Source organism: Nonomuraea sp. NPDC004580 (assembly GCF_040609855.1).
In the GTDB taxonomy this organism is placed as follows: Bacteria; Actinomycetota; Actinomycetes; order Streptosporangiales; family Streptosporangiaceae; genus Nonomuraea; species Nonomuraea salmonea.
In genome coordinates this window covers 1-20,794 of the sequence record NZ_JBEXLH010000051.1, presented here as the reverse complement: position 1 = coordinate 20,794, position 20,794 = coordinate 1, and the positions used below count along the sequence as shown (strand labels likewise).

The following is a 20,794-nucleotide window of genomic DNA, read 5'->3' as shown; positions in this document are numbered from 1 at the left end:
CCCCGAGGAAGGGATGCCCGCACAGGAGCGCACACCCTGTGGTGCGGCTCACGTTAGCGCGCTGTCAGAAACTTTGTCCAGCACAGATGTTCAGAGCTGGTGAGCGGCGGCGACGAGCCCTTCCGCCGTGGGCGTGTCCGTGACGAGCTGGTTGAAGTAGCCGCCCCTGGCGCCGGCCACGATCGAGAGCACCTTCTCGGCGCCGACCGCGACCGCGATCGTGTGCGGGATGCGCCGCAGGTCCTCCTGCTCGGCCGCGACCAGCCGCTCGCTGCCCGGGTACGTCACCGGCGCCCCGTCGCGGTCGTAGATCCGCATGCACACGTCGCCCACCGCCTGGCGCAGGCTGTCGGCGTCGCGGGGCATGAGCGAGGGCACCATCTGCCGCATCAGCGGCGCGGAGCCGACGCCGACGAGCGCGCACTTGGCCCGCCCCCACAGGTCCATCACCCGGCGCACCGACGGCTCGTGCTGCAGCGAGTAGAACAGCTCGGGGCCCGGCAGCGCGGGCGCGTAGAGGTAGGCGGGCACGCCGCCGACGCGTTCGGCCAGGATGCGGGTGGTCTCGTTGGTCTGGTACCAGGGCTGCGGCTCCTCCTGGCCGCCGACCGCGGGGGCGATGGTCACGCCGGGATGGCGGCCGAGGTCCTCGCGGGCGCACTCGTAGACGGTGGTGCCGGAGGAGACCAGCACGACGTCGCCCGAGACCAGCCCCGCGCCGGCCAGCGCGCGGGCCACTCCCGGCGCCAGCCAGGGGCCCAGGGCCGGGCCGTTGGCCTTGGGCACCAGGTGAACGCGGTCGAGGCCGAGCGCCTCGGCCACCTCGGCGGCCAGCGGGCCGTCGGCCAGCGTGGCCGGGCGGTGCACCCTGATCTCGACGATGCCCTGCCTGCGGGCCTCGGTGAGCAGCCGGCTCACGGTCGCCCTGCTGACGCCGAGCCGCTTGGCGATGTCGCCCTGGGTGGCGTCCTCCAGGTAGTACTGCTGGGCCGCGGTGTACATCAGCTCCTGGGGAAATCTGGCCTGCGCCTCGGGTGCGACGTCGGCGGCATTCATGCACGCGCTCCTCGGTGAACAGATTTGCAGAACTGATGCGCAACCACTATAGCCACGTGCTTCCTGCACGTCCCGGGGGACAGGCTAGCCGCCGATCAGGGCGTCGCCGAGCGGGGTGCGCGCGTACACGACGCTGCGGCCGGTGCGGGTGCCGGCGATCAGGCCCGCGCCGCGCAGCGCCGCCACGTGCTCGCCGACCGTGCCGACGCTCTGCCCGAGCAGCGCGGCGAGCTGCGTGGTGGTCGCCGGCTCGGCCAGCTCGGCGAGGATGCGGGCCCTGCTGCGGCCGATCAGATCCGCCAGCCGCCGGTCGGGCGCGGCGGGTGCGGCGGCGATGCCCCTGGCCGGATAGACCAGCGCGTACGGCCAGCCCTCCTCCAGGTACGCCCCCACGCTCTCCATGAACGCCGACGGCAGGAACAGCAGCCCCCTGCCGCCCAGCCGCCGTTCCTCCCCTTGCATGCTCCGCAGCTTCACCTCGATCCGCCCGCCCCGCCAGCGCACCTGCTGCGGGCTCAGGTCCTCAAGGGCCGCCTGCCACCCGTACGCCGCGAGCCGCCCCGCCCGGTAGGCCACGTCCCGCTGGAGCACCGCCCGCAGCCGCGGCCAGTCGTGCACCAGGATCTCCGACCACAGCGCCTCGTACGCCCGCGCGACCAGCGCCACCACGTCGGGCCCGAACAGCAGCTCCCTGACCCAGGGCGCCACCGGGGGCCGCTGGGCCAGCACCCGCTCGATGTCCGCGTGCGCCCGCGCCACCGGCGTGGCCCGCACGGCGGCCAGCTCCGCCTCGAACGGCACGTCCACGGCCGTCGGCGGCGGGGCGATGAAGTCGACGTTCGCACCGCCCCTGTTGCCGGTGATCGCGCCGGCCGCGCGCAGCGCGGGCAGCTCCCGCGTCAGCCGCAGGTACGTCTCCCGCCACCGCGTCACCCACGCCTCATGGGGGCCCGCCCGGTAGTGCCCGGCCAGCACCCACTGCGCGTGCATGGTCTCGATCAGCGGCGAGATGGCGAACCTGCTGGCCATCACGTCCTGCGGGCCCACGGCGATCGCCACCACCTTTCGGTTATATCCGAAGAAGTCGCCCGGGGCTCGGGGCGGGCCGCAGCATCGTGGCCGTGAAAGGTGCGACGTTCGGCGAGGTGTTCGCCGTCAAGGAGTTCCGGGTGCTGTTCGGCAGCTTCGCGCTGCTGATCGCCGGTGACTCGATCAAGATGCTGGCCCTGTCCGTGCTCGTCTACGCCAGGACCGGGTCGGCCGGGCTGTCGGCGGCGGCGTACATGGCGGGGTGGCTGCCGTACATCTTCGGCGGGCTCTTCCTGCTCTCCCTGGCCGACCGGCTGCCGGCGCGGGCGTTGATGATCGCCGGTGAGCTGCTCAGGGCCGTCACCTGCCTGCTGCTCGCCTACGCCGGGCTGCCCGTGTGGGCGATGCTGGCGCTGGTCGTCGGGTCCGGGCTGCTGTCGCCGGTGTTCTTCGCGGCGCGGGCCGCGATGCTGCCCGAGGTGCTGCCCGGCGACGCGTTCGTGCTCGGGCGCTCGCTGCTCAACGTGGCCTCGGCGAGCGCGCAGGTCGTCGGGCTCGCCGCGGGCGGCACGTTCCTCGCCGTCGCGGGGCCCTCCGGGGCGCTCGCCGTCACCGCCGGGCTGTCGGGGGTGGCGGCCCTGGTCCTGCGGTACGGGCTGCCGTACACGCCGGCGCGGAAGGGCGGCGAGTCGGGGGCGGTCCGCCAGACGCTGCGGGTCAACCGGCGGCTGCTGGCCGATCGCCGGGTACGGGGGCTGCTGCTGGCCGGATGGCTGCCGTGCGTGTGCATGGCGGGGGCGGAGGCCATGGTGGTGCCGTACCTCGGCGGGCAGGGGCAGGCCGGGATGGTGCTCGCGGCGGCGGCCGTCGGCATGGCGGCGGGGGAGTTCGCCGTGGGGCGGTTCGCGGCGCCCGCCCTGCGTGAGCGGCTGTCGTTCCCGCTCGCCGTGCTGATCGCGGTGCCGTGGATCGCCTTCGCCCTGCAGCCTGGCATCGCGTGGGCGGCGGTGCTCGCCGCCCTCGGGGCGGCGGGGCTGTCGTACCAGCTCGGGCTGCAGCGGCGGTTCGTGGACGCGGTGCCGGAGGAGGTGCGCGGGCAGGCGTTCGGGCTGCAGTCGGCCGGGTTGATGACCGGGCAGGCGGCCGGCGCGGCGCTGATCGGCGCCCTCGGCGAGGTGGTCGCCCCCGGGCACGCCATGGCCGCGTCGGGGGTGGCCGGGGTGCTGGTCGCGCTCGCCCTGGTCCGCGTGCTCCGCCCGCCGGGCGTCCCCGTCGCCGTCCCGGTGTCCTCCTAAGCGGGAAGCTCGCCCGAGCCGCGCACGATCAGGCGTACCGGCAGCTCGACGTGCTCGGAGCGGCCCGTGTCGCCGCCCAGGCGGCGGAACAGCAGCTCGGCGGCCACCCGCCCCATCCACGCGGGATCCTGCGCCACCACGGTCACCCCTGGGTCGAGCAGGTCGGCCAGCTCGAAGTCGTCGAACCCGACCAGCGCCACCCGCCGCCGCGCCAGCGCCCGCAGCGCCGTCACCGTGTAGCGGCCGTTGCCGGTGAACAGCGCCGTCGGTGGCTCGTCCAGGGCGAACATCCGCGCCAGGTCCGTACGCACCGCATCGGCCGACGGCGCCCGCATGGCCACCAGCCGCTCGTCGTACAGCTCGCCCACCTCGTCCCGGTAGCCGCGCAGCCGCTCGGCGGCGGTGAAGATGGCCGGGTCGTCACCGAGGAAGGCGATCCTGCGGTGCCCGTGCGCCATCAGGTGACGTACGCCCTGCCGCGCCCCGCCCGCGTTGTCGGCCAGCACGGTGTCCACGTCGAGCCCCGCGCCCGGCGGCCGGTCGGCGAACACCACCGGCGTCCCCGCCTCCAGCTCGGGCCGCAGGTAGGTGTGGTCGTCACCGGCCGGCACCACGATCAGCCCGTCCACCCGACGCGCGCAGAACGTCTCGACCAGCTCGCGCTCCCTGCCGGGCTCCTCGCCTGACGAGCCGCTGAGCAGCAGGCAGCCGTGCTCGATCACGACGTCCTCCACCGCCCTGCTCAGCCCCGAGTAGAACGGGTCGGCCACGTCCTCGATGACCAGCCCGATCGTGGCGGTCCTGCCCCTGCGCAGCACGCGCGCGCTCTCGTTACGGCTGTAGCCGAGCCGCTCGATGGCCGTCCGCACCCGCTCCGCGGTCGCCGGGTGGACGCCTGGCTCGCCGTTCACGACCCGCGAGACGGTCTTGAGCGCCACGCCGGCCGCCGAGGCGACGTCCTTCATCGTCGGTCTCACGCCTGGATCATTTCCTACTCGGGAGGGGCGGACAACGTTGTCAAGCGCTTATGCGAGAGTGGTCGTCTATGTCGCTGAGATCCGCCTTGCTCGTGGCCGGTGTCGCCCTGGCCGCGCTCAACCTGCGCCCGGCCATCGCGGGCGTCTCCCCGCTGCTCGACGAGATCATGGGGGACGTGGGTCTCAGCCCGGCGGGCGGCGGCGCCATCACCACGGTCATGGTGGTCTGCCTGGGCGTGTTCGGGCCGGTCACGCCGCTGCTGGCGCGCCGCGTCGGCCTCGACCGCACGCTGCTCGCCGGCCTGCTCGTCATCGCGGCGGGCGTCGCCGTACGCGGCCTCGACGGCGCCCCGCTGCTCTACCTCGGCTCCGCCCTGGCCGCCACCGCCATCGCCGTCATGAACGTCTCCATGCCCGGCGTCGTCAAGCAGCACTTCCCCGACCGGGTCAACCTCATGACCGGCGTCTACGTCTCCTGCGTGGTCGCCGGCGCCGCGCTCTCCTCCGCGCTGGTGATCCCGATCGAGCACGGCACCGGGTTCTCCTGGCGCGGCGTCACGGCGCTGCTGGCCGTGCCCGCGCTGCTGGCGGCGCTGCTCTGGCTGCCGCAGGCGCTGCGCGGACCGGAGGCGGCAGCCAACGGCCCCCGCCCCTTCGGCGCCGTCCTGCGCAGCCGCGTCACCTGGTACGTCACCGCCCTCATGGGCCTGCAGTCCCTCACCTTCTACGTGATGCTGGCCTGGTTGCCCACGATCTTCCTGGAGGCCGGACTGCCCGCCGACCAGGCCGGCTACCTGCTCAGCCTGACGAACCTGGTGCAGGTCGGCACCTCGCTCGCGGTGCCCGTGCTGGCGGGCCGGCGCGCCTCGCAGGTCCCGTACGTGGTGGGCGCGTGCCTGCTGACCGTGCTCGGCTACCTGGGCGTGCTGCTGGCCCCCACGACGCTGCCGTGGGCGTGGATGATCGTGCTGGGCGTCGGCCAGGGCGCCGCGTTCGCGCTGGCCCTGCTGATCATCGCGCTGCGCCCCGCCGACCCGGCGGCGGTGACCGCGCTGTCGGCCGTCGCCCAGTCCGTCGGCTACGTGGTCGCGGCGCTGGGCCCGCTGGTGTTCGGCTTCCTGCGTGAGGTGTCGGGCGGCTGGACAGTGCCGCTGACCGTCGGCCTCGGCGTGCTGGTGGTGCAGCTCGTGGCCGGTTGGCTGGCCGGCCGCCCTGCTACGTTGGAGACGATGAGTCACAAGCAGGGCCCCGCGTGCTGACCGACGTCCTTCGCCGGCTGGCGGACGAGCGCGGCGGGGTGCTCGGGGTGGTGCCCGAGCTCGTCATCGAGCCCGACGAGTCGTGGACCCCGGTCACCGAGCTGGTGCGCGAGCCGTACACGCTGCTGGCGCGGCTGGTGGACGAGACCGCCGCGCGCTGGAACGCCCCGCGCCACGTCGGCGCGGCGCTGTTCTGGAAGACCTACGGCTACTGGCACGCGCTGCCCATGGCGCTCGGGTGGGCGCTCGACGGGCGGGTGCCCGTCATGCCGTTCGGGGAGACGTACGTCAAGGCGTCGGACGCCGGGGTGACGCTGGCCGCCACCAGCGTGCGATGGGAGAGCGGCGAGGGCGCCATCCGGGAGGCGCTGGAGGAGTCGCAGCGCCCGCTGGTCGCGGCGATCGGCGCGCTGGCCAAGGTGGGGGAGCGCACGCTGTGGGGCTCCACGGCCGAGGCGTTCGCCCACCCGCTGACCTCGATCGTGCCGGGCGACTACATGGAGCTGCTGCGCCGCATCGGGCCGCCGCTCGACGGGCTCATCGAGCCCGCCGGCGACGGCTACTTCCGCAGGACCTGCTGTCTGTGGATCACCCTGCCCGACGTGGAGCCCTGCGGAAGCTGCTGCGTGCTCCTGCCGAAGACCCGACATGAGACCCCGCCGAAGACAGGGGCGGACTCAGGCGACTGACCCCACCGGCTGCGCGGCGGCGGGCCCGTCGATGGGCCCGTCGATGGGCCCGCCGACAGGCATGTCGATGGGCTCGTCTATGGGACGCAGCTCGTCGGCGTAGCTGACCGAGACGCGGCGCATGACGCCCGTGCCGTCGATGGAGTACTGGCCGAGCCGCCACAGCGGCGGCGAGTACGCGTGGATGGACACGCTCTGGTCCACCGCGCCGGTCAGCCGGTGGATGTGGTCGGGACCGAACGAGAACGACTGACCCTCCGTCACCACCGTCTCCAGGTGCTCGCCGCCGATGCGCGGGTTGCATTCGAGCAGCGCGCCCTGCACCACGTGCACCGCCCCTGAGGAGGTGTCGTGGTCGTGCCAGCCCGTGTCGTCCTCGGGACGCCAGCACAGCAGCCAGACGTCCACGTAGGCGTCGCGGTAGAGGGAGGCGTAGTGGCGCCCGCCGTCGGCGGGGAAGTCCACCTGGTCGCGCCACTCCTCCGGATGGGCGGCCAGCTCGTTCACCAGGCCGCGCAACTCACGCCGGTCGAGAGTGCGCTCGGGGAGGCCGGCACAGGTGCCCCCGTCCTGGATCTGGTCAGTGCTCACGTACGAGTCTCCTTCCTGTTCAGCAGACGACGGGGGTTGACGACCCGGACGGCGTGACCGGCGGCCGCGCCGAGCCCGGGGTCGGGTGCGGTGGCGTAGGGGGCGTCGGATCCGTTGACCACGACGTCGATGCCGAGCTCGCGGACGATCGCGTCGATCGCGCGCGGGCCGTAGGAGGAGGTCTCCACGAAGAAGTCGCGGTCGACCTGGCCGCGCCCGCCGCCGCCCCTGGCGATCAGGCGCTCGGAGTGCAGCGGGGCGAGACCGGCGAGCAGCGCGAAGCAGACCCGCAGCCGCGGATGCCTGGGCCGGACCACTGCGTGGAAGTAGTGCCACGCCGCGTGCATCTGCTGGACGTACGGCACCAGCGCGGGCCACCACGGCGGCGTGCCGGGGGCCGGCGCGGCCGGGCCGGGGTGCACGAACAGCGGCAGGTCCCTGGCGGTCAGCACCTCAAGCAGCCGGTCGTCGGGGACGGCGGTGGCCGGGATCTGCAAGCCGGCGAAGCCGCGGTCGAGATCCTTGGCCAGGCGGTCGGGGTCGAGCTCGCTGTGGCAGGTGGCCGCCCACGCGCCGAACGGCTCGCCCACCGCGAGCGCGCCGTCGTGGTAGGCGTCGATCAGCGGCCAGGCGTCATCAGGCGGCAGGAACTCGATGCCGAGCGGGCTCGACAGCGACACCAGGGCCAGCTCCAGGCCGGTCGTGTCGCGCCGCTCGTGATCGGCCGGGTTCACCTCGTACGGCGGCTCGCCGTCGAGGATCAGCGTCCAGCCGTCGAGGTACGGCGGGCTCGTACGGGCGCGCAGCGCGTCGATGAACGCCGGTGTCCACAGGTGCTGGTGCACGTCGATGCTCATCGTCCGCGGGCCTCCTTCCGCTATTTCCTACTCACAATACATGTAAACCGTCCAGCCTGCGCCACCGCAGGAGTGAACCGTTTCAGTGATACGGTTCAGTGAACCGCTTCACTAGAGGGCTGTCAATGGGTGGCCCCGCCACAGAACCGGACAAGCGCCGGCGGGAGAACGGCTTCTGTCGGTGACACGCAATAGGCTGGCCCAATGCCTCGGAAGAGAGCCACGATCCGTGAGGTGGCACAGGCCACGGGTCTGTCGCCGGCGGCCGTCTCCTACGCGCTGCGCGGCCTCCAGGTCTCTGAGGAGACCATGGAGCGGGTCCGCGCCGCCGCCGCCGAGCTCGGCTACGAGGCCGACCCCATCGCCAGAGCCCTGGCCAGCGGACGCACCGGCATGATCGGCCTGCTCTGCGGCTCGCTGGAGGACCTGTGGCAGCAGTCGCTGGCCGTGGGCATCAGCAGGGGCCTGCTGGAGAAAGACCGCTACGCCCTGATCCTCGACGCGGTCGGCGACCCCGCCCGCGAGCGCGCCCTCGGCCGGCAGCTGCGCGACCAGCGTGTCGACGGCATGATCGTGCAGCCCGTCGATCCCGCCGCCGCGTTCTGGGCCGAGCTGTGCGAGTCGGTGCCGGTGGTGGCCATCGGCGACTCCATCGCCGGCACGGCGGGCGAGGTCGTCTTCGACAACCGGCGCGGCGTCACGCTCGCCCTTGAACACCTGCGCGCCCTCGGCCACCGCCGCATCGCCGTGCTCACGCCCACCCGGCCCAGCACGCCAGACCGGCCCGCCGACGTCCACGTCACGGCCGAGGCCGAGCGGCTCGGGCTCGACATCGAGCTCACCACCGCGCCCCACGACCTGGCAGGCGCCACCGCGACCGCCCACCGCGTGCTGTCGGGCGAGCAGCCGAGCGCCGTCTTCTGCTTCAGCGACTCCATCGCCTACGGCGTCTACGCGGCGGCGGCCGACCTCAGGCTGTCGATCCCCGGCGACGTGTCCGTCATGGGCTACGACGACCATCCGATGTCGGGCCTGCTCAGCCCGGGGCTCACCACCGTCGACTGGGACATCGACGGCATCGTCAGGGCCGCCGTGCGGCTCATCTCGGCGGCGGCCGACGGCGGCGCGCGCCGGCGTCGGGTCGTCCAGAAGCCGACGCTGCGCGAGCGCGGCTCGGTGGCTCAGCGCTCCTGAGTTCAGGCTCCTGTCAGGGCCCGGCGCGACTCCTCCAGGTCCGCGGTGAGCGGCCGGTCGGGAGCGGGGGCGTCGGGCGCGGAGTGGAAGTTGCCGTTGTGCCAGGCGAGTGAGCCGGCGAAGAGCGGGTTCTCGGCGGCGGCGTTGAGGTCCGTCTCGATCGCGGTGACCGCCCTGCCGAGCGCGTCCACGGCGGCGCCGTGCACCTGGGCGAAGGCGCGGAAACCGTACGGGTCCTGGACGCGGGTGCTCGGCTCGTGCGACACCAGCCCGCGCAGCGCCGCGGCGACCGCCGCCTGGCCGGGATGCGGGCGCGCCTCCTGCACGAGGGCGGCCAGCGGCTCGGCCGAGGCGTCCACGGCGGCGAACGACATGGCGGCCACCCCGATCGCGGCCTCCATGAGCGTGCCCAGGCGGTGCACCGCGATGGCGGCGTCGGCCGGCGTGGCCGCGCCCGAGCTGATGAACGGCAGCGCGTCGCTGGAGGCGAGCGGGTAGTGCGGCGGTTCCGTTTCCATCGGCTCGGCGCTGTCCCAGGGGAGTTCGCCGAGCAGGCAGAGCGCCGCCGTGGACAGCGCGGTCAGATCACCGGTGCCGATCGCCCCGTACGTGCGCAGCGGCGGCGTGAAGCCGTGGTTGACCGCGTACGCCAGCGCCTCGCACACCCCCGGGCCCACGCCCGAGCCGCCCGCGAGCAGCTGGTTGAGCCGCACCACCAGCATCGCCCTGGCCCGGCCCGGATCGACGCGCGGACCCGCGCCGCACGCGTGGCTGCGCAGCAGGTCGAGGCCGCCGCCCTCCAGCAGGACGTCCCGGTTCGCGCCCACGCCCGTGCTCCTGCCGTACACCGGCCCGGTCAGCTCCTGGGCGGTGGCCCACGCGGCCCGGGCCCGATCGAGGGAGGCGATCGCGACCCGGGCTCCTCCGTAGGCGGCCTCGTGCACCCGCGCGCATGTCAGGCCGGCACCGTCGAGCTCCATGAACGGGGGGTCAGTCTCCGTCGGGGATGAACGCGCTGAGCACCCAGCTCACCACGCTGACGATGATCGCTCCCCAGAAGGCGGCCGGGTAGAAGTTGTCGACGTGGAAGGGGATGCCGAGCTCGCCCGCGATCCAGCTCGTCAGCAGCAGCATCGCCGCGTTGATGACCAGCAGGAACAGGCCTAGTGTCAGGACGATGATCGCGCAGCCGAGCGCCTTCACGATCGGTTTGACGATGGCGTTGACGACACCGAAGATCAACGCCACCAGGAGCAGGACGCCCCAGTATCGGGCCGAGTTCGTGGGGGCGTCGACGGAGATGCCGTCGAGGAACTGGATGGCCACCCACAGCGCCACTGCCGCTGCGAGCGTTCTGATGATGAATCTCACGCTGGTTGATCCTCCCACTTGAGATCGGTGCTCGATAGGGGCGGCGTCAGAACGATGCCCGCCGATCACTTTCCGTAGTCGCCGGATGGTCGCCGGTTATCGCCGGACGACGCGGGGAAGAGGCGTGCAGGGGAGGAACCGACATGGACACGAACGGGCTCGAGTCGTTGCCGGCCGCCGAATTGCACGATCGGGCGGTGCGCTACGCCGTACGCCACGGGGACCTGGGGTTCCTATGGGAGTTGCTCAAAGTGATCCCGGCCGCCGAGGCCGCCAGCGGACACTCGACGGAGTCCGCCAACGACCTCAGCAAGGTCTCCGCGCTGCTCAGCGACGCCCTCGCGGCGGGCGAGGGCAAACTGGGCGAAGCGCTGCGCCCGGTCTACCTCGACTACCTGCGCAAACATCCTGACGCCTGAACGCGTGGGAGGTGCGGCTCAGCCCGCGAGGCGTTCCCCGGGGCCGCCGTACGTCGTGAAGCCGGGCGTGGTGAGCTCCTGGCCGTCGTGCAGCACGATCAGCGTCTCGTACGGTCCCTTCCCGGCCAGCTCGGTCGCGTAGCGGCGGGCCCGCACGGGGCCCATGGCGTACATGGCGGTGGCGTACGCGTCGGCGAGCCCCAGGTCGGGGCCGATGACCGTGACCGCGCCCAGCGCGTCGCGCACCTCGCCGGTGTGCGGGTCGAGCACGCGGGACCCGCCCGAGGTGGCGATGCCGAGATCGTGGGCCGGCACCGTCCTGCGGACCTCACCCGTACGCGGGTCGCGCACCGGCACCCGCCAGCGCCTGCCCGGAACGGCCGAGCCGCGCACCCGCACGTCGTTGCCCGCCGTGATGCGGTGGTCGCCCGCGCCCGCCTGCACCAGCGCGCGCGACAGGCGCTCCAGCGCCCAGCCCTTGACGTAGCCAGAGGGGTCGGTGACGCCGTTGATGCGGGCGTCGAACCAGCCGCCGGTGGCCTCGCTCAGCTCGTCGCAGCGGTGCAGCACCTCGACCAGCTCGGGGACCTGCTCGATGGTGCCGCCCCTGTTGAGGCGGCTGATCTGGCTGTCCTCCTTGTCGGGGCTGAAGGTGTCCTCGACCCAGCGCAGCCAGGCGAACGCGTCGTCCAGCAGCGGGGTCAGCTCGCGGGCGGGAAGGGGGGTGCGGATGTCGATGGTGACCGGCCGGCCCATGACCGTCTCGACCCGGCTGCTGCCGGGGAACGCCGTCGGGGCTTCTGCGATATGGGAAGTCGGGTCAGACTCGGTGACTTGCGAAGTCGTCACGGACCCGGTGACCTTGGAAGTCGTCATCTTGCCTCCTTGTCCGTCGTCCACGTTGTCAGATCGCTCGTATGCTCAGCCTAAGCCTCGAGCTCGGACCTGAAATGGACCTGTGACCTGGGCACCGCCAGGCGCGACAGCGCGCCCCCGACGTACCGCTGGAAGCGGCGCGGACCGGCCACCACCACCTCGCGCTGGGCGATGTCGGGGACCTCGCGCCCGAGCCCGGACGCGCTCACCCGCTCCTTGACGCGCGGATCGTGCTCGGCGCCCACCACGAGGATGACGCCGTAGCGGCACTGCAGGTCGCGCAGCTCGTCGGTGACCCGCTCGGTCCGGTAGACCGCGACCGTGTCCGGCTCGCGGGCCAGGCGCTCTGCCAGCGCGCGCGGGTCGAGACCGGTCGCGATCAGCAGGATCGGCCGCGTGCGGCCGGGGACGCGGTGGCTCCGCAGGGCCATCACGGCGGCGGCCGCGTACAGCAGGAGTGAGGCCACCCGGGTGAAGCCCGTGGCCTGGGTGGTGACGCTGAACGGGTGGGCCACCAGCAGCGCGCCCGCGAGATAGCCGCCGAGCCGCAGGCGCTGCCTGGCCTCCTCGGTGCGGAGGCGGCCGGTGGCCACGACGGTGAGGAAGCCGACCGCGACGAGCAGCGCCGCGGCGGCGTAGGCAGAAGGAGCCAACGGATGGCCGGAACCCGGATGGATCGCCCCGAACTCGGCGACCGCGACGCCGCTCCAGAAGAGGATCGGCCCCTGATGAGCATTCGCCTCGCTAGCCATGTCATCAACCTTGCGGATCGAACATGAAAGCATTCTGAGTAGGGTCTAGAAACATGGCTAACGTGCGCGTGGAGCGGACTGAAGAGGGCGGATTCCGGGCGACCAACGCCCGCGGCGCCGAGGTGTCGATAGGCGGCGGAGACCAGGAGGGCGTGTTCACTCCGGTCGAGCTGCTGCTGGCGGCGGTGGGCGGGTGCAACATCGTGACCGTCGAGCCGCTCACCGCCAAGCGCGGTCACCGGCTGGTACGCCTGGCGATGACCGTCGAGTCGGAGAAGGTCGAGCCCAACAAGCTGGGGCCGGTGACGGTCACCTACGACGTCGAGCTCCCGTCGGAGGAGGCCGGCGAGGTGTTCGAGGCGGTCGCTCACCGGGTGCACGAGAAGTACTGCACGGTGAGCAGATCACTGCAGGACGGCACTGAAGTTCGGTTGGAGCTTCCGTAGGTGGATTAAACAGATATTCGACCCCGTTATGACGCGACCGTTGCATTCGTCTCGGTAGCGTAGGAGCAGGTCAGGAGCACTGGCGACTGACCACGAGGACCTTCACCGATGCGAGCGCGGAGGGGGACCGCGGTTCGCAAAGTGCGGGACCGCCGGCGTTTTTGGGGGAAAGCGCCGGCCTGGACCGCCACCGATCGGGCCGGGCAGATTTGGGGGAACTGCCCGGCCCGATCCATGCGTAAGCTCCGATGAGTGAAGAAAGTTCTCATTGACTGCGATCCGGGCATAGACGACGCCCTCGCCCTCGCGCTGGCCGCCGGCTCGGCGGACGACATCGACCTGGTGGGCATCACGACCGTCGGCGGGAACGTCGACCTGGAGTTCACCACCGCCAACGCCCTCACCCTGCGCGAGTTCCTGCGGCTCGGCGACGTGCCGGTGACGCCCGGCAGCGCGGGCGCCCTGCTGCGGCGCACGGTCAGGGCCACCGACGTGCACGGGCCTACCGGGCTCGGCGACGTGGTGCTGCCCGCCCCCTCGCGGGGGCCGTCGGAGGGGCACGCGGTCGACTTCATCGTGGAGACGCTGCGGGCCGCGCCCGGCGAGATCACGCTGGTCGCGGTGGGGCCGCTGACGAACATCGCCCTCGCCGTACGCCGCGAGCCGCGCATCGTCGAGTGGGCCCGCGACTTCGTCATCATGGGCGGCTCGTACACGCGCGGCAACTACAATCCGGCCGCCGAGTTCAACATGCTGGCCGACCCCGAGGCCGCCGCGATCGTGTTCGAGGCCGGGTGGACGGTCAAGATGTTCGGCCTGGACGTCACGCTGACCGCCGCCGTGACCTCGCAGGTGCTCGACCGCATGCGCCCGCTCGGCCGGCTGTCGGACCTGCTGGTGCCGGCCGCCCAGTACTACGGGGTGGTCTCGGCCGAGGGCGGCCCGGCGATCCACGACGCCGTCGCGGTGGCGTACGTGCTGCGCCCGAGCCTGTTCACCTGCGTGCCCGCCGTGGTGAAGGTGGAGACGGCAGGGGAGTACACGAGGGGCATGACGGTCACCGACTTCCGTATCGACGCAAGCCAGGCGAACGCCCTGGTGGCCACGGCGATGGACGTCCCGGCGTTCTGGGACCTGGTGCTGGGGACGTACGAGAAGCTCTCGGCCCGCCTGACGTAGGGATGAGCGCCCGGGCGGCGCGGGCACTGTCTGGCGGCTGATACAGTTATCCCTGTTGCGCCGCTAGCTCAGTTGGTCAGAGCAGCTGACTCTTAATCAGCGGGTCCGGGGTTCGAGTCCCTGGCGGCGCACCAAAGAAAACCCCAGCTCAGCACGCTGAGCTGGGGTTTTCGCTGATCGTCAGGCCGGGCGTTCGTCGACGCCCACTGCGCCGACGCCGCTGGTGAAGATGCCGCCGCAGTAGCCCTGTGACTGGCCCGATGCGCCGGGGGTGAGGCGGACCCATTCGCCGACCACGTCGGGGGCGCGGCCGCAGACCACCACGGCGCGGAAGATCCAGGTGCGGCCCGTCGGGTTGGAGCAGGAGGCGATGCCGAGGTCGCGGTCGTTCTCGTGGACGAAGGTGCGGCAGTTGAGGTGGGTGGCCGCGGCGGCCGGTGACGCGGTGAGTCCCGTCGTCAGCAGTGCGAGCGCGCCGGCCGCCGCCATCCACATCCTTTTGGACATTGCCCCTCCTGGACGAACGATCGAACGTTACCTTCCGTAGTCGATCGTAAGCGAGGGGTCGCGGCCTGCCTAGTGGTAATAGCCCTCGACAGGGGTGCGGGCCTCGTCGTACAGGGCGGGACCGGAGGAAGGCGGGTCGGTGAAGGCGGTGCCCGGGGGCTTGAGACCGTCGAGCTGCTCGCCCGACAGGGCGTAGACCACCCGGCCGAGGCCCGAGCGGGCGATGGTGCCGGCGCACATGCCGCAGGGCTGGCAGCTGGTGAACATCGTCGTGGCCGCCGCCGTCCCGGGGTCGAGCTCGCGGGCGGCCCAGCGGGCCAGCTTCAGCTCGGGGTGGGCGGTGATGTCGCGGTCGGTGAGCGAGCTGTTGCGCTCTTCGGCCAGAATCGTGCCGTCGGCGGCGGCCAGCAGCGAGCCGAACGGCGGGTTGCCGCCCTCCCGTGCCTCGGCGGCCAGCTCGATCGCGCGGCGCAGCAGGCGCTCCTCGTCAGGTGTCACTATGACCAGCTCCTCCGTCGGTGTTCAGGTCACAGCAGCCTCTCATGCCCTCGCTACGACTCCTGGAGGCGGCGGATCATGGCCTGCTTGGCGGCGGCGAACTCGTCGTCCGTCAGCACGCCCGACTGGTGGAGCCGGCCCAGCTCGGCCAGGCGGCGCAGCACCGCGTCGTGGACGTCGTCGTCGGGGGCCGGCGCGGGCGGCAGCTCGGGCGGCTCGCGGGGCAGGCGGGCCAGGACGGCCGCGGCCACCAGCGCGGTGGTGCCGCCGAAGCGCTGCACGCTCCACGCCACGCAGCGCGGGTCCTTCTGCGGCGGCAGGGACGGCCCGCCGCCCTTGACCCGGAAGCGCAGCGTGCCGTAGCCCATGCCGGACTGCGGCTTCCACTCCACGCCCGCCACGTCGGTCAGCGGGAACTCCTGGGTGCCCATCTTCTCTTTGTCGCTGCTGGCCCAGCCGGTCCACTCGAGGCGGATGCGCTCGCCGTCGAAGAACACCTGGCCATCGCCGGCCGTGGCGGTGATGGGGACGTCGGGGACGCGCAGGAGGTAGGCGTCGCAGGGGCCGCTGGGCGTCTCGAAGACCCGCAGGGTGTCGCGGACCTCGTCGGCGAAGTATTCGGCCGCGCCGGCCCGCGCCTTGGGCACGGCCAGCCGGTACGGATCGGCCGGCGCCGCCAGCGCCCCCGCCACCACGTCGGACAGCGCGTCGGCCCCCTTGCGCAGCCGCAGCCGGAGGTGGCCGCCCTTGCGCCCGGGCTCGAACGCCGCTCCCGCGATGGCCTCCAGCGGCACCTCGATCTCCCCGAGCGTCCTGCGCAGCTCGTCGACGCGTTTGTCGCTGCCGGGGACGATCCGCAGTAATTCCCCATTGAACGTCCACTGCCCGTCGGGCACCGCGATCTCGGCCATATTCTCAGCCTAGGACACGCTCGCGGCGACGATCACAGACGAAGGAGCGGGATGGAGATCTTCACGAGCTGGCCGTCCTGGGCGCACGCGGAGGGCCCGCTGGCCGCGGCGCTCCCGGAGCGCACCGTGGACGCCCTGCGTGACGCGGTCGCCTTCGCCCGGCGCCGGCACGGGGTGCAGCAGCGGCCCACGGGACGGCCGTACCTCGAGCATCTGCTGGAGGCGCTGGAGGTGGCGGTGCGCGGCGCGGGGCTGAGCGACAGGGACGTGCTGGTGTCGATCGTGCTGCACGACGTCCTGGAGGACACGGCCTGCACCGAGGCGGAGGTGGCGCGCAGGTTCGGGCCCGAGGTGGGAGCGCTGGTGCGGTGGGTGACGAAGCCGCCGGGCGGCGCGAAGGCGGACCATCTCGCCTCGCTGGTGAAGGCGCCGCCCAAGGCGGTGCTGGTCAAGCTGGCCGACCGGGTGAGCAACGTGCAGGAGTTGCAGCGGATGCCGTGGCGCTTCCAGCGGCGCTACTACCTGGAGACGGTGGCGTACGTCATGCCGCTGGCGGGGGCGCATCCGTGGTTCGCGCAGTGGTTCGGCGACTGGCGCGGGCGGTGGCGGCGGGTGGAGCGCTGGCCGGCCTGACCCGCGGGAAGCGGGCCCCCGCGTCGAGGGCCCGCTCGCACCGGTGAGCTACGACTCCGCGTGCACCGCCCGCTCGTTGGGCACGCAGTGGGTCATCTTCAGGTTCTCGACGTCGCGAGGGCCGTTCCTGCCCAGCTTGGCGAGCCGGTTGCGGTCCTCGTCGGTGAGGTCCTGGCTCTGCAGCGGCTCCAGGTGGGCCACGTCGTCCGGCGTGATGCCGAGGCCCTCGCCGACGCGCAGGCCGAGGTCGTCCTCGGCGAGCAGGAAGTGCCAGACCATGCGCTCCTGGATGGCGCGGTCGCACTGCTTGAGGTTGGTGACGAAGTTGCGGACGAGGTCGTCGCGCTCCCACTCCTCCATGAGCAGATACCGCTGCCCGGCCTGCGTGTAGTCGTTCGTGCGCGGGATCCGCTTGCGGGTCAGCCGGCCGGAGATGACCGGGCCCACCTCGTCGGCGTGCGGATAGTGCGCCTCGCGCAGCCCGTCGCGCAGTGACGGCTCGTAGTTGATGTGCGGGTCCTCGCCGCCGGTGTCCACGAAGTACGTCATCTGGCCGTCGCGCTGGTTGGTCCGGCACTCGGCCCTGGTCTGGTTGACCGGGAGCTGCAGGTAGTTCGGCCCGACCCGGTAGCGCTGGGTGTCGCTGTAGGAGAACGTCCGGCCGATGAGCATCTTGTCGTCGGAGAAGTCGAGGCCGTCCACCAGCACGCCGGTGCCGAACGCGGACTGCTCGTTCTCGGCGAACTGGTTCTCCACGTTGCGGTTCAGCACCATGCGGCCGACCGGCAGCGCGGGGAACTCGTTCTCCGGCCAGACCTTCGTGTCGTCGAGCGGGTCGAAGTCCAGCTCGGAATGCTCGTCGTCGGTCATGATCTGCACGAGCAGCTCCCACTCGGGGAACTCGCCGCGCTCGATCGCGTCGTGCAGGTCCTTGGTGGCGTGGCCGAGGTCGTGCGCCTGGACTGCGGCGGCGTCGGCCTCGGTCATGCTGCGTACGCCCTGCTTGGGCATCCAGTGGTACTTGACCAGCCGCGACTCGCCCTGCGCGTTGACCCACTTGTAGGTGTTCACCCCGAAGCCCTGCATGTGCCGGTAGTCGGCCGGGATGCCGCGCGGGCTGAACAGGTTGACCAGCATGTGCAGGCTTTCCGGCGTCTGCGACATGAAGTCGAAGATCCGGTTCGGGTCCTGGCGGAACGTCACGGGATCCGGCTTGAGCGCGTGGATCACGTCGGGGAACTTGATGGCGTCCCTGATGAAGAAGACGGCCAGGTTGTTGCCCACGAGGTCCCAGTTGCCGTCCTCGGTGTAGAACTTGACGGCGAAGCCGCGCGGGTCGCGGGCCGTCTCGGCGGAGTCGCGGCCGCCGATCACCGTGGAGAAGCGCACGGCCACGTCGGTGCGCTTGCCCTCCTCCTGGAAGAGCTTGGCCCTGGTGTAGCGCGCGATCGGCTCGTCGCCGAGCTTGCCGTACGCCTCGAAGTAGCCGTAGCTGAGCGTGCCCCTCGCGTGCACGACGCGCTCGGGGATGCGTTCGCGGTCGAAGTGGCTGATCTTCTCCAGGAACTGGTAGTTCTCCAGCGTCGCCGGGCCGCGCGGGCCGACCGTCCGCTGGTTCTGGTTGTCGTAGACCGGGTGCCCCTGCCGGTTGGTGAGGACAGGGCGCTGGTCTTCCGGCTGCGAGCCTTGGCCCGAAACGTCGGTCATCGTGCCGTTTCCTTCCCCGTTGCGTAGTCCTGTCCGCCTGCCCGCGAGGCAGGGACGAAAACAGGGGGAGGAACGGCTAGGCGCGGCGGCTGCCGGGCGGCACGACCTGGAGCGCCGTCTCCAGCGCGGTCGCCTCCTCGGGAGTGAGCCGTTCGAGGAAGTGGACCAGCGTGGCGGCCTGGTTGCCGCTGGCCGCCAGCGCGTGGCGCATCAGCTCGGCGGTGTAGGCCTCTTTGGTGGCGATGGGCTCGTACACATAGGCCCGCCCGACCGGCTCGCGCCGCAGCAGGCCCTTGGTGTGCAGCTTGTCCATCACGGTCATGACCGTGGTGTAGGCGATCTCGCGCTCCTTGCGGAGGTCTTCGAGCACGTCGCGGACGGAGGCGGGCCTGCGGTAGGCCCACATCCTGTCCATGATCGTGGACTCGAGGTCTCCCAGGGGGCGTCTCATGCCCCACATGTTAAGGCTTGGTCACGTATGAACCTCAGCGGTTGACGCCGTCCGCCGGCTTGCGGAGCAGGTCGAGGTCGGAGCGCCGGGGCAGGCTCTCCCAGTCGCCCTGCGAGGTGACCGCGAACGCCCCCGCCGCGCACGCCGTGGCCAGCCGGTCGGCCGGCTTGGCCCCCGCGAGCCAGTCGGCCAGCCAGCCCGCCGCGAACGCGTCGCCCGCGCCGACCGAGTCGACCTCGGTCACCTGGTACGGCTCCGCCCGCAGCACCGCCCCGCCGGACAGCTCCATGGCCCCCTCGGCGCCGAACTTGATCAGCACGTGCTTCGGCCCCCGCCCCGCCAGCTCGCCGGCCAGCTCATCGGCGCCCTCGACGTCGGCGATCAGCCGGCCCTCCGCCTCGGTGGCGAACAGCACGTCCACCTCGCCGATCACCTCGCGCAGCCACGCCCCGGCCTCCTCGGGGCTCCACAGCGCGCGCCGGTAGTTGACGTCCAGCGAGATCGGCACCCCGGCGTCCCTGGCGACGGCCATCGCGTGGCGCACGGCGTCGCGCGCCGACGCCGACAGGGCGGGCGTGATCGCGGAGACGTGCAGGATCCTGGCCGACCTGATGAGGGCGGGGTCGAGGTCGCCGGCGCGCAGCCGCGAGCCCGCGCTGTCCCTGCGGTAGTAGCGCACGTCGATGAGGTCGGCGGTGCGCCTGCCCTTGATCATCAGCCCGGTGGGCGCGCCGGGGTCGGGGATGGCCCGCACGTCGACGCCCTCGCCGGCGAGCGTGAACCTGATCAGGTCGCCGAACTCGTCGGCGCCCACCCGGCCCACCCAGGTGGCCGCGTGACCGAGCCGGGAGACGCCGATCGCCACGTTCGACTCCGCGCCGCCCAGGCCGAGGTCGAAGTCGCGGGCGAAGCGCAGCGGCCCCGTGCGGCGCGCCGCGAACAGCGCCATGGTCTCACCGAAGGTCACCAGCTCAGTCATCGGATCGTGCTCCCCAGCCCTTACTCGAACCAGCGCCGGCGCCGGCGCGCCCCCCACCCTAGCGGGACGCGCCTGCCCGGTTCGGAGGGGTTAGTTCTGGGGGCGTTCGCCCAGTTTGTCGGTCCAGCCGAACTCCTCGAAGGTGACCCTCGTGGTGTCCTCGCCCTTCTCCGCCACCGAGTACTCCAGCAGCTCCGCCGTGTCCTCGGCGACGACGAGCCGGAACTCGTACCCGTCGTCGCTGTCCACCGTCAGGCCGACGCCCTCGCGGCCGGCAGCGTCCTTGACCTCGCCGTCCGAGCGGATGCCCGGCTGGTCGGCGAGGATGCGGAAGATCGCGGCGCGGGTGCCAGGGGTGGTCGGGGCGGTCATCAGGTCGACGGTGGTCTGCCACAGGTAGAGGTCGAACTCCTTGCCGTCTTCGGGCAGCCGCTCGAACTGCGCCCGCAGGCGGGCGGCCAGCGCCTTCTTCGACCGGGGCAGGTCACCGACGTTCTGCATGGTGATGTCCATGTTCTCGATCGACAGCGGCCTGGGCAGGGTGTCGTCGACGTTCTCCGGCCGGTCCCGCAGGAGCTTCGGCGAGCCCTCCTTGCGCCACGCGGCCTCGTCCTGCGGCGTGGGGAAGACGACCTCGCGGTCGGTACGCCGGGTGCGGTGGGTGCCGCCCGCCTGCTTCGGCCGCCACCGCTCCTCGGACTCCACGATGTACGCCTTGAACGGAGGACCGTCGGGGTAGACGCGCTCGCGCAGGTCCGCCAGCTTCTTGTTGTACTTCTCGTTGATCGCGATCAGCTCGTCGTCCTCGGCGCCGGTCCTGTCGATCTCGGCCTGCTCCTGGCGCTGGAGCTTGCTCACCCCGTCCCAGAACTCCTTGGGCCAGTAGCCGGTGGGGGAGGTCGCGCGCTCGCGTACGTACCAGTAAGCGCCGGACGTGGGCCGCTCGCGCAGCGCGGTGTCGGCGGCGGCGAGCAGGAAGGCGCGGGCGTCGATGCGGGTGGCCGGCGACGCCCCCGGGTCGCCGCCCGTACCTGGGCCTGCGGCGCGCGCCCGTACAGCAGGATCGGCGCCCGGGTACGGCCTGCCATGCCCAGCACGTACGGGTCGTCGGCGTTGAG

The 20,794-nt window shown here is 72.2% G+C and carries 24 protein-coding genes and 1 tRNA gene; 9 read left to right on the top strand and 16 right to left on the bottom strand.

The window, feature by feature from the left end:
* Nucleotides 1-90 precede the first annotated feature (90 nt).
* Both ABZW11_RS35200 and ABZW11_RS35195 read right to left on the bottom strand, forming a co-directional pair.
* Entirely contained in the window at nucleotides 91-1,056 is a 966-nt protein-coding gene (locus tag ABZW11_RS35200) for a sugar-binding domain-containing protein (RefSeq protein WP_355426903.1), read from the bottom strand.
* An 84-nt stretch (nucleotides 1,057-1,140) separates the two neighbouring features.
* Nucleotides 1,141-2,118 (bottom strand): DUF5937 family protein, encoded by a 978-nt coding sequence (locus ABZW11_RS35195; protein WP_355426900.1) that lies wholly within the window; start codon nucleotides 2,116-2,118, stop codon nucleotides 1,141-1,143.
* Nucleotides 2,119-2,177: 59 nt separating this feature from the next.
* On the opposite strand from ABZW11_RS35195, the gene ABZW11_RS35190 reads away from it, so the two are divergent.
* Nucleotides 2,178-3,380 carry an MFS transporter gene (locus ABZW11_RS35190; protein WP_355426897.1) on the top strand — a complete coding sequence of 401 codons (1,203 nt, stop codon included), beginning with the start codon at nucleotides 2,178-2,180 and terminating at the stop codon, nucleotides 3,378-3,380.
* Here the strand turns inward: ABZW11_RS35190 and ABZW11_RS35185 are convergent.
* Entirely contained in the window at nucleotides 3,377-4,345 is a 969-nt protein-coding gene (locus ABZW11_RS35185) for a LacI family DNA-binding transcriptional regulator (RefSeq protein ID WP_355427002.1), read from the bottom strand. The two genes, ABZW11_RS35190 and ABZW11_RS35185, sit on opposite strands and share 4 nt — an antisense overlap.
* An 80-nt stretch (nucleotides 4,346-4,425) precedes the next feature.
* On the opposite strand from ABZW11_RS35185, the gene ABZW11_RS35180 reads away from it, so the two are divergent.
* Both ABZW11_RS35180 and ABZW11_RS35175 read left to right on the top strand, forming a co-directional pair.
* Nucleotides 4,426-5,616 carry an MFS transporter gene (locus ABZW11_RS35180; RefSeq protein ID WP_355426894.1) on the top strand — a complete coding sequence of 397 codons (1,191 nt, stop codon included), beginning with the start codon at nucleotides 4,426-4,428 and terminating at the stop codon, nucleotides 5,614-5,616.
* Complete coding sequence (locus tag ABZW11_RS35175; RefSeq protein WP_355426891.1) at nucleotides 5,610-6,305, top strand: (2Fe-2S)-binding protein; 696 nt, start codon at nucleotides 5,610-5,612, stop codon at nucleotides 6,303-6,305. The genes ABZW11_RS35180 and ABZW11_RS35175 overlap by 7 nt, the downstream gene beginning before the upstream one ends.
* Here the strand turns inward: ABZW11_RS35175 and ABZW11_RS35170 are convergent.
* Nucleotides 6,294-6,896, bottom strand: a complete 603-nt coding sequence (locus ABZW11_RS35170; RefSeq protein ID WP_355426888.1) for a cysteine dioxygenase family protein — start codon at nucleotides 6,894-6,896, stop codon at nucleotides 6,294-6,296. The genes ABZW11_RS35175 and ABZW11_RS35170 overlap by 12 nt on opposite strands.
* The gene (locus ABZW11_RS35165; RefSeq protein ID WP_355426885.1) at nucleotides 6,893-7,753 is read right to left on the bottom strand and encodes an amidohydrolase; all 861 of its coding nucleotides are present in this window, start codon (nucleotides 7,751-7,753) and stop codon (nucleotides 6,893-6,895) included. Before ABZW11_RS35165 ends, ABZW11_RS35170 begins: the two co-directional genes overlap by 4 nt.
* Nucleotides 7,754-7,957: 204 nt before the next feature.
* Here ABZW11_RS35165 and ABZW11_RS35160 point away from each other — a divergent pair, with 204 nt between their 5' ends.
* Nucleotides 7,958-8,947 (top strand): LacI family DNA-binding transcriptional regulator, encoded by a 990-nt coding sequence (locus ABZW11_RS35160; protein ID WP_355426882.1) that lies wholly within the window; start codon nucleotides 7,958-7,960, stop codon nucleotides 8,945-8,947.
* 2 nt (nucleotides 8,948-8,949) lie between these two features.
* Here the strand turns inward: ABZW11_RS35160 and ABZW11_RS35155 are convergent, their stop codons facing one another.
* Nucleotides 8,950-9,927 (bottom strand): aromatic amino acid lyase, encoded by a 978-nt coding sequence (locus tag ABZW11_RS35155; protein ID WP_355426879.1) that lies wholly within the window; start codon nucleotides 9,925-9,927, stop codon nucleotides 8,950-8,952.
* 10 nt (nucleotides 9,928-9,937) lie between these two features.
* Nucleotides 9,938-10,318, bottom strand: coding sequence for a phage holin family protein (locus ABZW11_RS35150; RefSeq protein WP_355426876.1), 381 nt, complete (start codon nucleotides 10,316-10,318; stop codon nucleotides 9,938-9,940).
* 143 nt (nucleotides 10,319-10,461) lie between these two features.
* Between ABZW11_RS35150 and ABZW11_RS35145 the strand changes: the two genes are divergently transcribed.
* A complete protein-coding gene (locus ABZW11_RS35145; RefSeq protein ID WP_355426873.1) occupies nucleotides 10,462-10,737 on the top strand; it encodes a hypothetical protein in 276 nt (91 codons plus the stop codon).
* Between the two features lie 18 nt (nucleotides 10,738-10,755).
* On the opposite strand, the gene ABZW11_RS35140 is transcribed toward ABZW11_RS35145, so the two are convergent.
* Nucleotides 10,756-11,613 carry an FAD:protein FMN transferase gene (locus tag ABZW11_RS35140; RefSeq protein ID WP_355426871.1) on the bottom strand — a complete coding sequence of 286 codons (858 nt, stop codon included), beginning with the start codon at nucleotides 11,611-11,613 and terminating at the stop codon, nucleotides 10,756-10,758.
* A gap of 50 nt (nucleotides 11,614-11,663) precedes the next feature.
* Nucleotides 11,664-12,365: a hypothetical protein gene (locus tag ABZW11_RS35135; RefSeq protein WP_355426868.1), complete on the bottom strand. Its 702-nt coding sequence runs from the start codon at nucleotides 12,363-12,365 to the stop codon at nucleotides 11,664-11,666.
* A gap of 53 nt (nucleotides 12,366-12,418) precedes the next feature.
* On the opposite strand from ABZW11_RS35135, the gene ABZW11_RS35130 reads away from it, so the two are divergent.
* From ABZW11_RS35130 to ABZW11_RS35120, 3 genes are all read left to right on the top strand, one after another.
* Nucleotides 12,419-12,811, top strand: a complete 393-nt coding sequence (locus ABZW11_RS35130; protein WP_355426865.1) for an OsmC family protein — start codon at nucleotides 12,419-12,421, stop codon at nucleotides 12,809-12,811.
* A gap of 252 nt (nucleotides 12,812-13,063) precedes the next feature.
* Nucleotides 13,064-13,990, top strand: coding sequence for a nucleoside hydrolase (locus ABZW11_RS35125; RefSeq protein ID WP_355426862.1), 927 nt, complete (start codon nucleotides 13,064-13,066; stop codon nucleotides 13,988-13,990).
* A gap of 57 nt (nucleotides 13,991-14,047) precedes the next feature.
* Nucleotides 14,048-14,124 (top strand) — tRNA-Lys (locus ABZW11_RS35120).
* A gap of 46 nt (nucleotides 14,125-14,170) precedes the next feature.
* Here the strand turns inward: ABZW11_RS35120 and ABZW11_RS35115 are convergent.
* From ABZW11_RS35115 to ABZW11_RS35105, 3 genes are all read right to left on the bottom strand, one after another.
* The gene (locus tag ABZW11_RS35115) at nucleotides 14,171-14,497 is read right to left on the bottom strand and encodes a hypothetical protein (protein WP_355426859.1); all 327 of its coding nucleotides are present in this window, start codon (nucleotides 14,495-14,497) and stop codon (nucleotides 14,171-14,173) included.
* A gap of 69 nt (nucleotides 14,498-14,566) precedes the next feature.
* A complete protein-coding gene (locus ABZW11_RS35110) occupies nucleotides 14,567-14,995 on the bottom strand; it encodes a nucleoside deaminase (protein WP_355426856.1) in 429 nt (142 codons plus the stop codon).
* 53 nt (nucleotides 14,996-15,048) lie between these two features.
* Nucleotides 15,049-15,906 (bottom strand): DUF4429 domain-containing protein, encoded by an 858-nt coding sequence (locus ABZW11_RS35105; RefSeq protein WP_355426853.1) that lies wholly within the window; start codon nucleotides 15,904-15,906, stop codon nucleotides 15,049-15,051.
* Nucleotides 15,907-15,957: 51 nt separating this feature from the next.
* On the opposite strand from ABZW11_RS35105, the gene ABZW11_RS35100 reads away from it, so the two are divergent.
* A complete protein-coding gene (locus ABZW11_RS35100) occupies nucleotides 15,958-16,539 on the top strand; it encodes an HD domain-containing protein (RefSeq protein ID WP_355426850.1) in 582 nt (193 codons plus the stop codon).
* A gap of 48 nt (nucleotides 16,540-16,587) precedes the next feature.
* Here ABZW11_RS35100 and ABZW11_RS35095 read toward each other — a convergent pair whose 3' ends face one another.
* The 4 genes from ABZW11_RS35095 to ABZW11_RS35080 all read right to left on the bottom strand — a co-directional run.
* Nucleotides 16,588-18,246, bottom strand: coding sequence for a catalase (locus ABZW11_RS35095; RefSeq protein WP_355426847.1), 1,659 nt, complete (start codon nucleotides 18,244-18,246; stop codon nucleotides 16,588-16,590).
* A gap of 76 nt (nucleotides 18,247-18,322) precedes the next feature.
* Nucleotides 18,323-18,697, bottom strand: a complete 375-nt coding sequence (locus tag ABZW11_RS35090; RefSeq protein WP_355426844.1) for a BlaI/MecI/CopY family transcriptional regulator — start codon at nucleotides 18,695-18,697, stop codon at nucleotides 18,323-18,325.
* A gap of 34 nt (nucleotides 18,698-18,731) precedes the next feature.
* A complete protein-coding gene (locus tag ABZW11_RS35085; RefSeq protein WP_355426842.1) occupies nucleotides 18,732-19,676 on the bottom strand; it encodes a sugar kinase in 945 nt (314 codons plus the stop codon).
* 90 nt (nucleotides 19,677-19,766) lie between these two features.
* Nucleotides 19,767-20,794, bottom strand: a 1,028-nt coding sequence (locus tag ABZW11_RS35080) for a hypothetical protein (RefSeq protein WP_355426840.1), incomplete at its 5' end; no start/stop codon positions are given.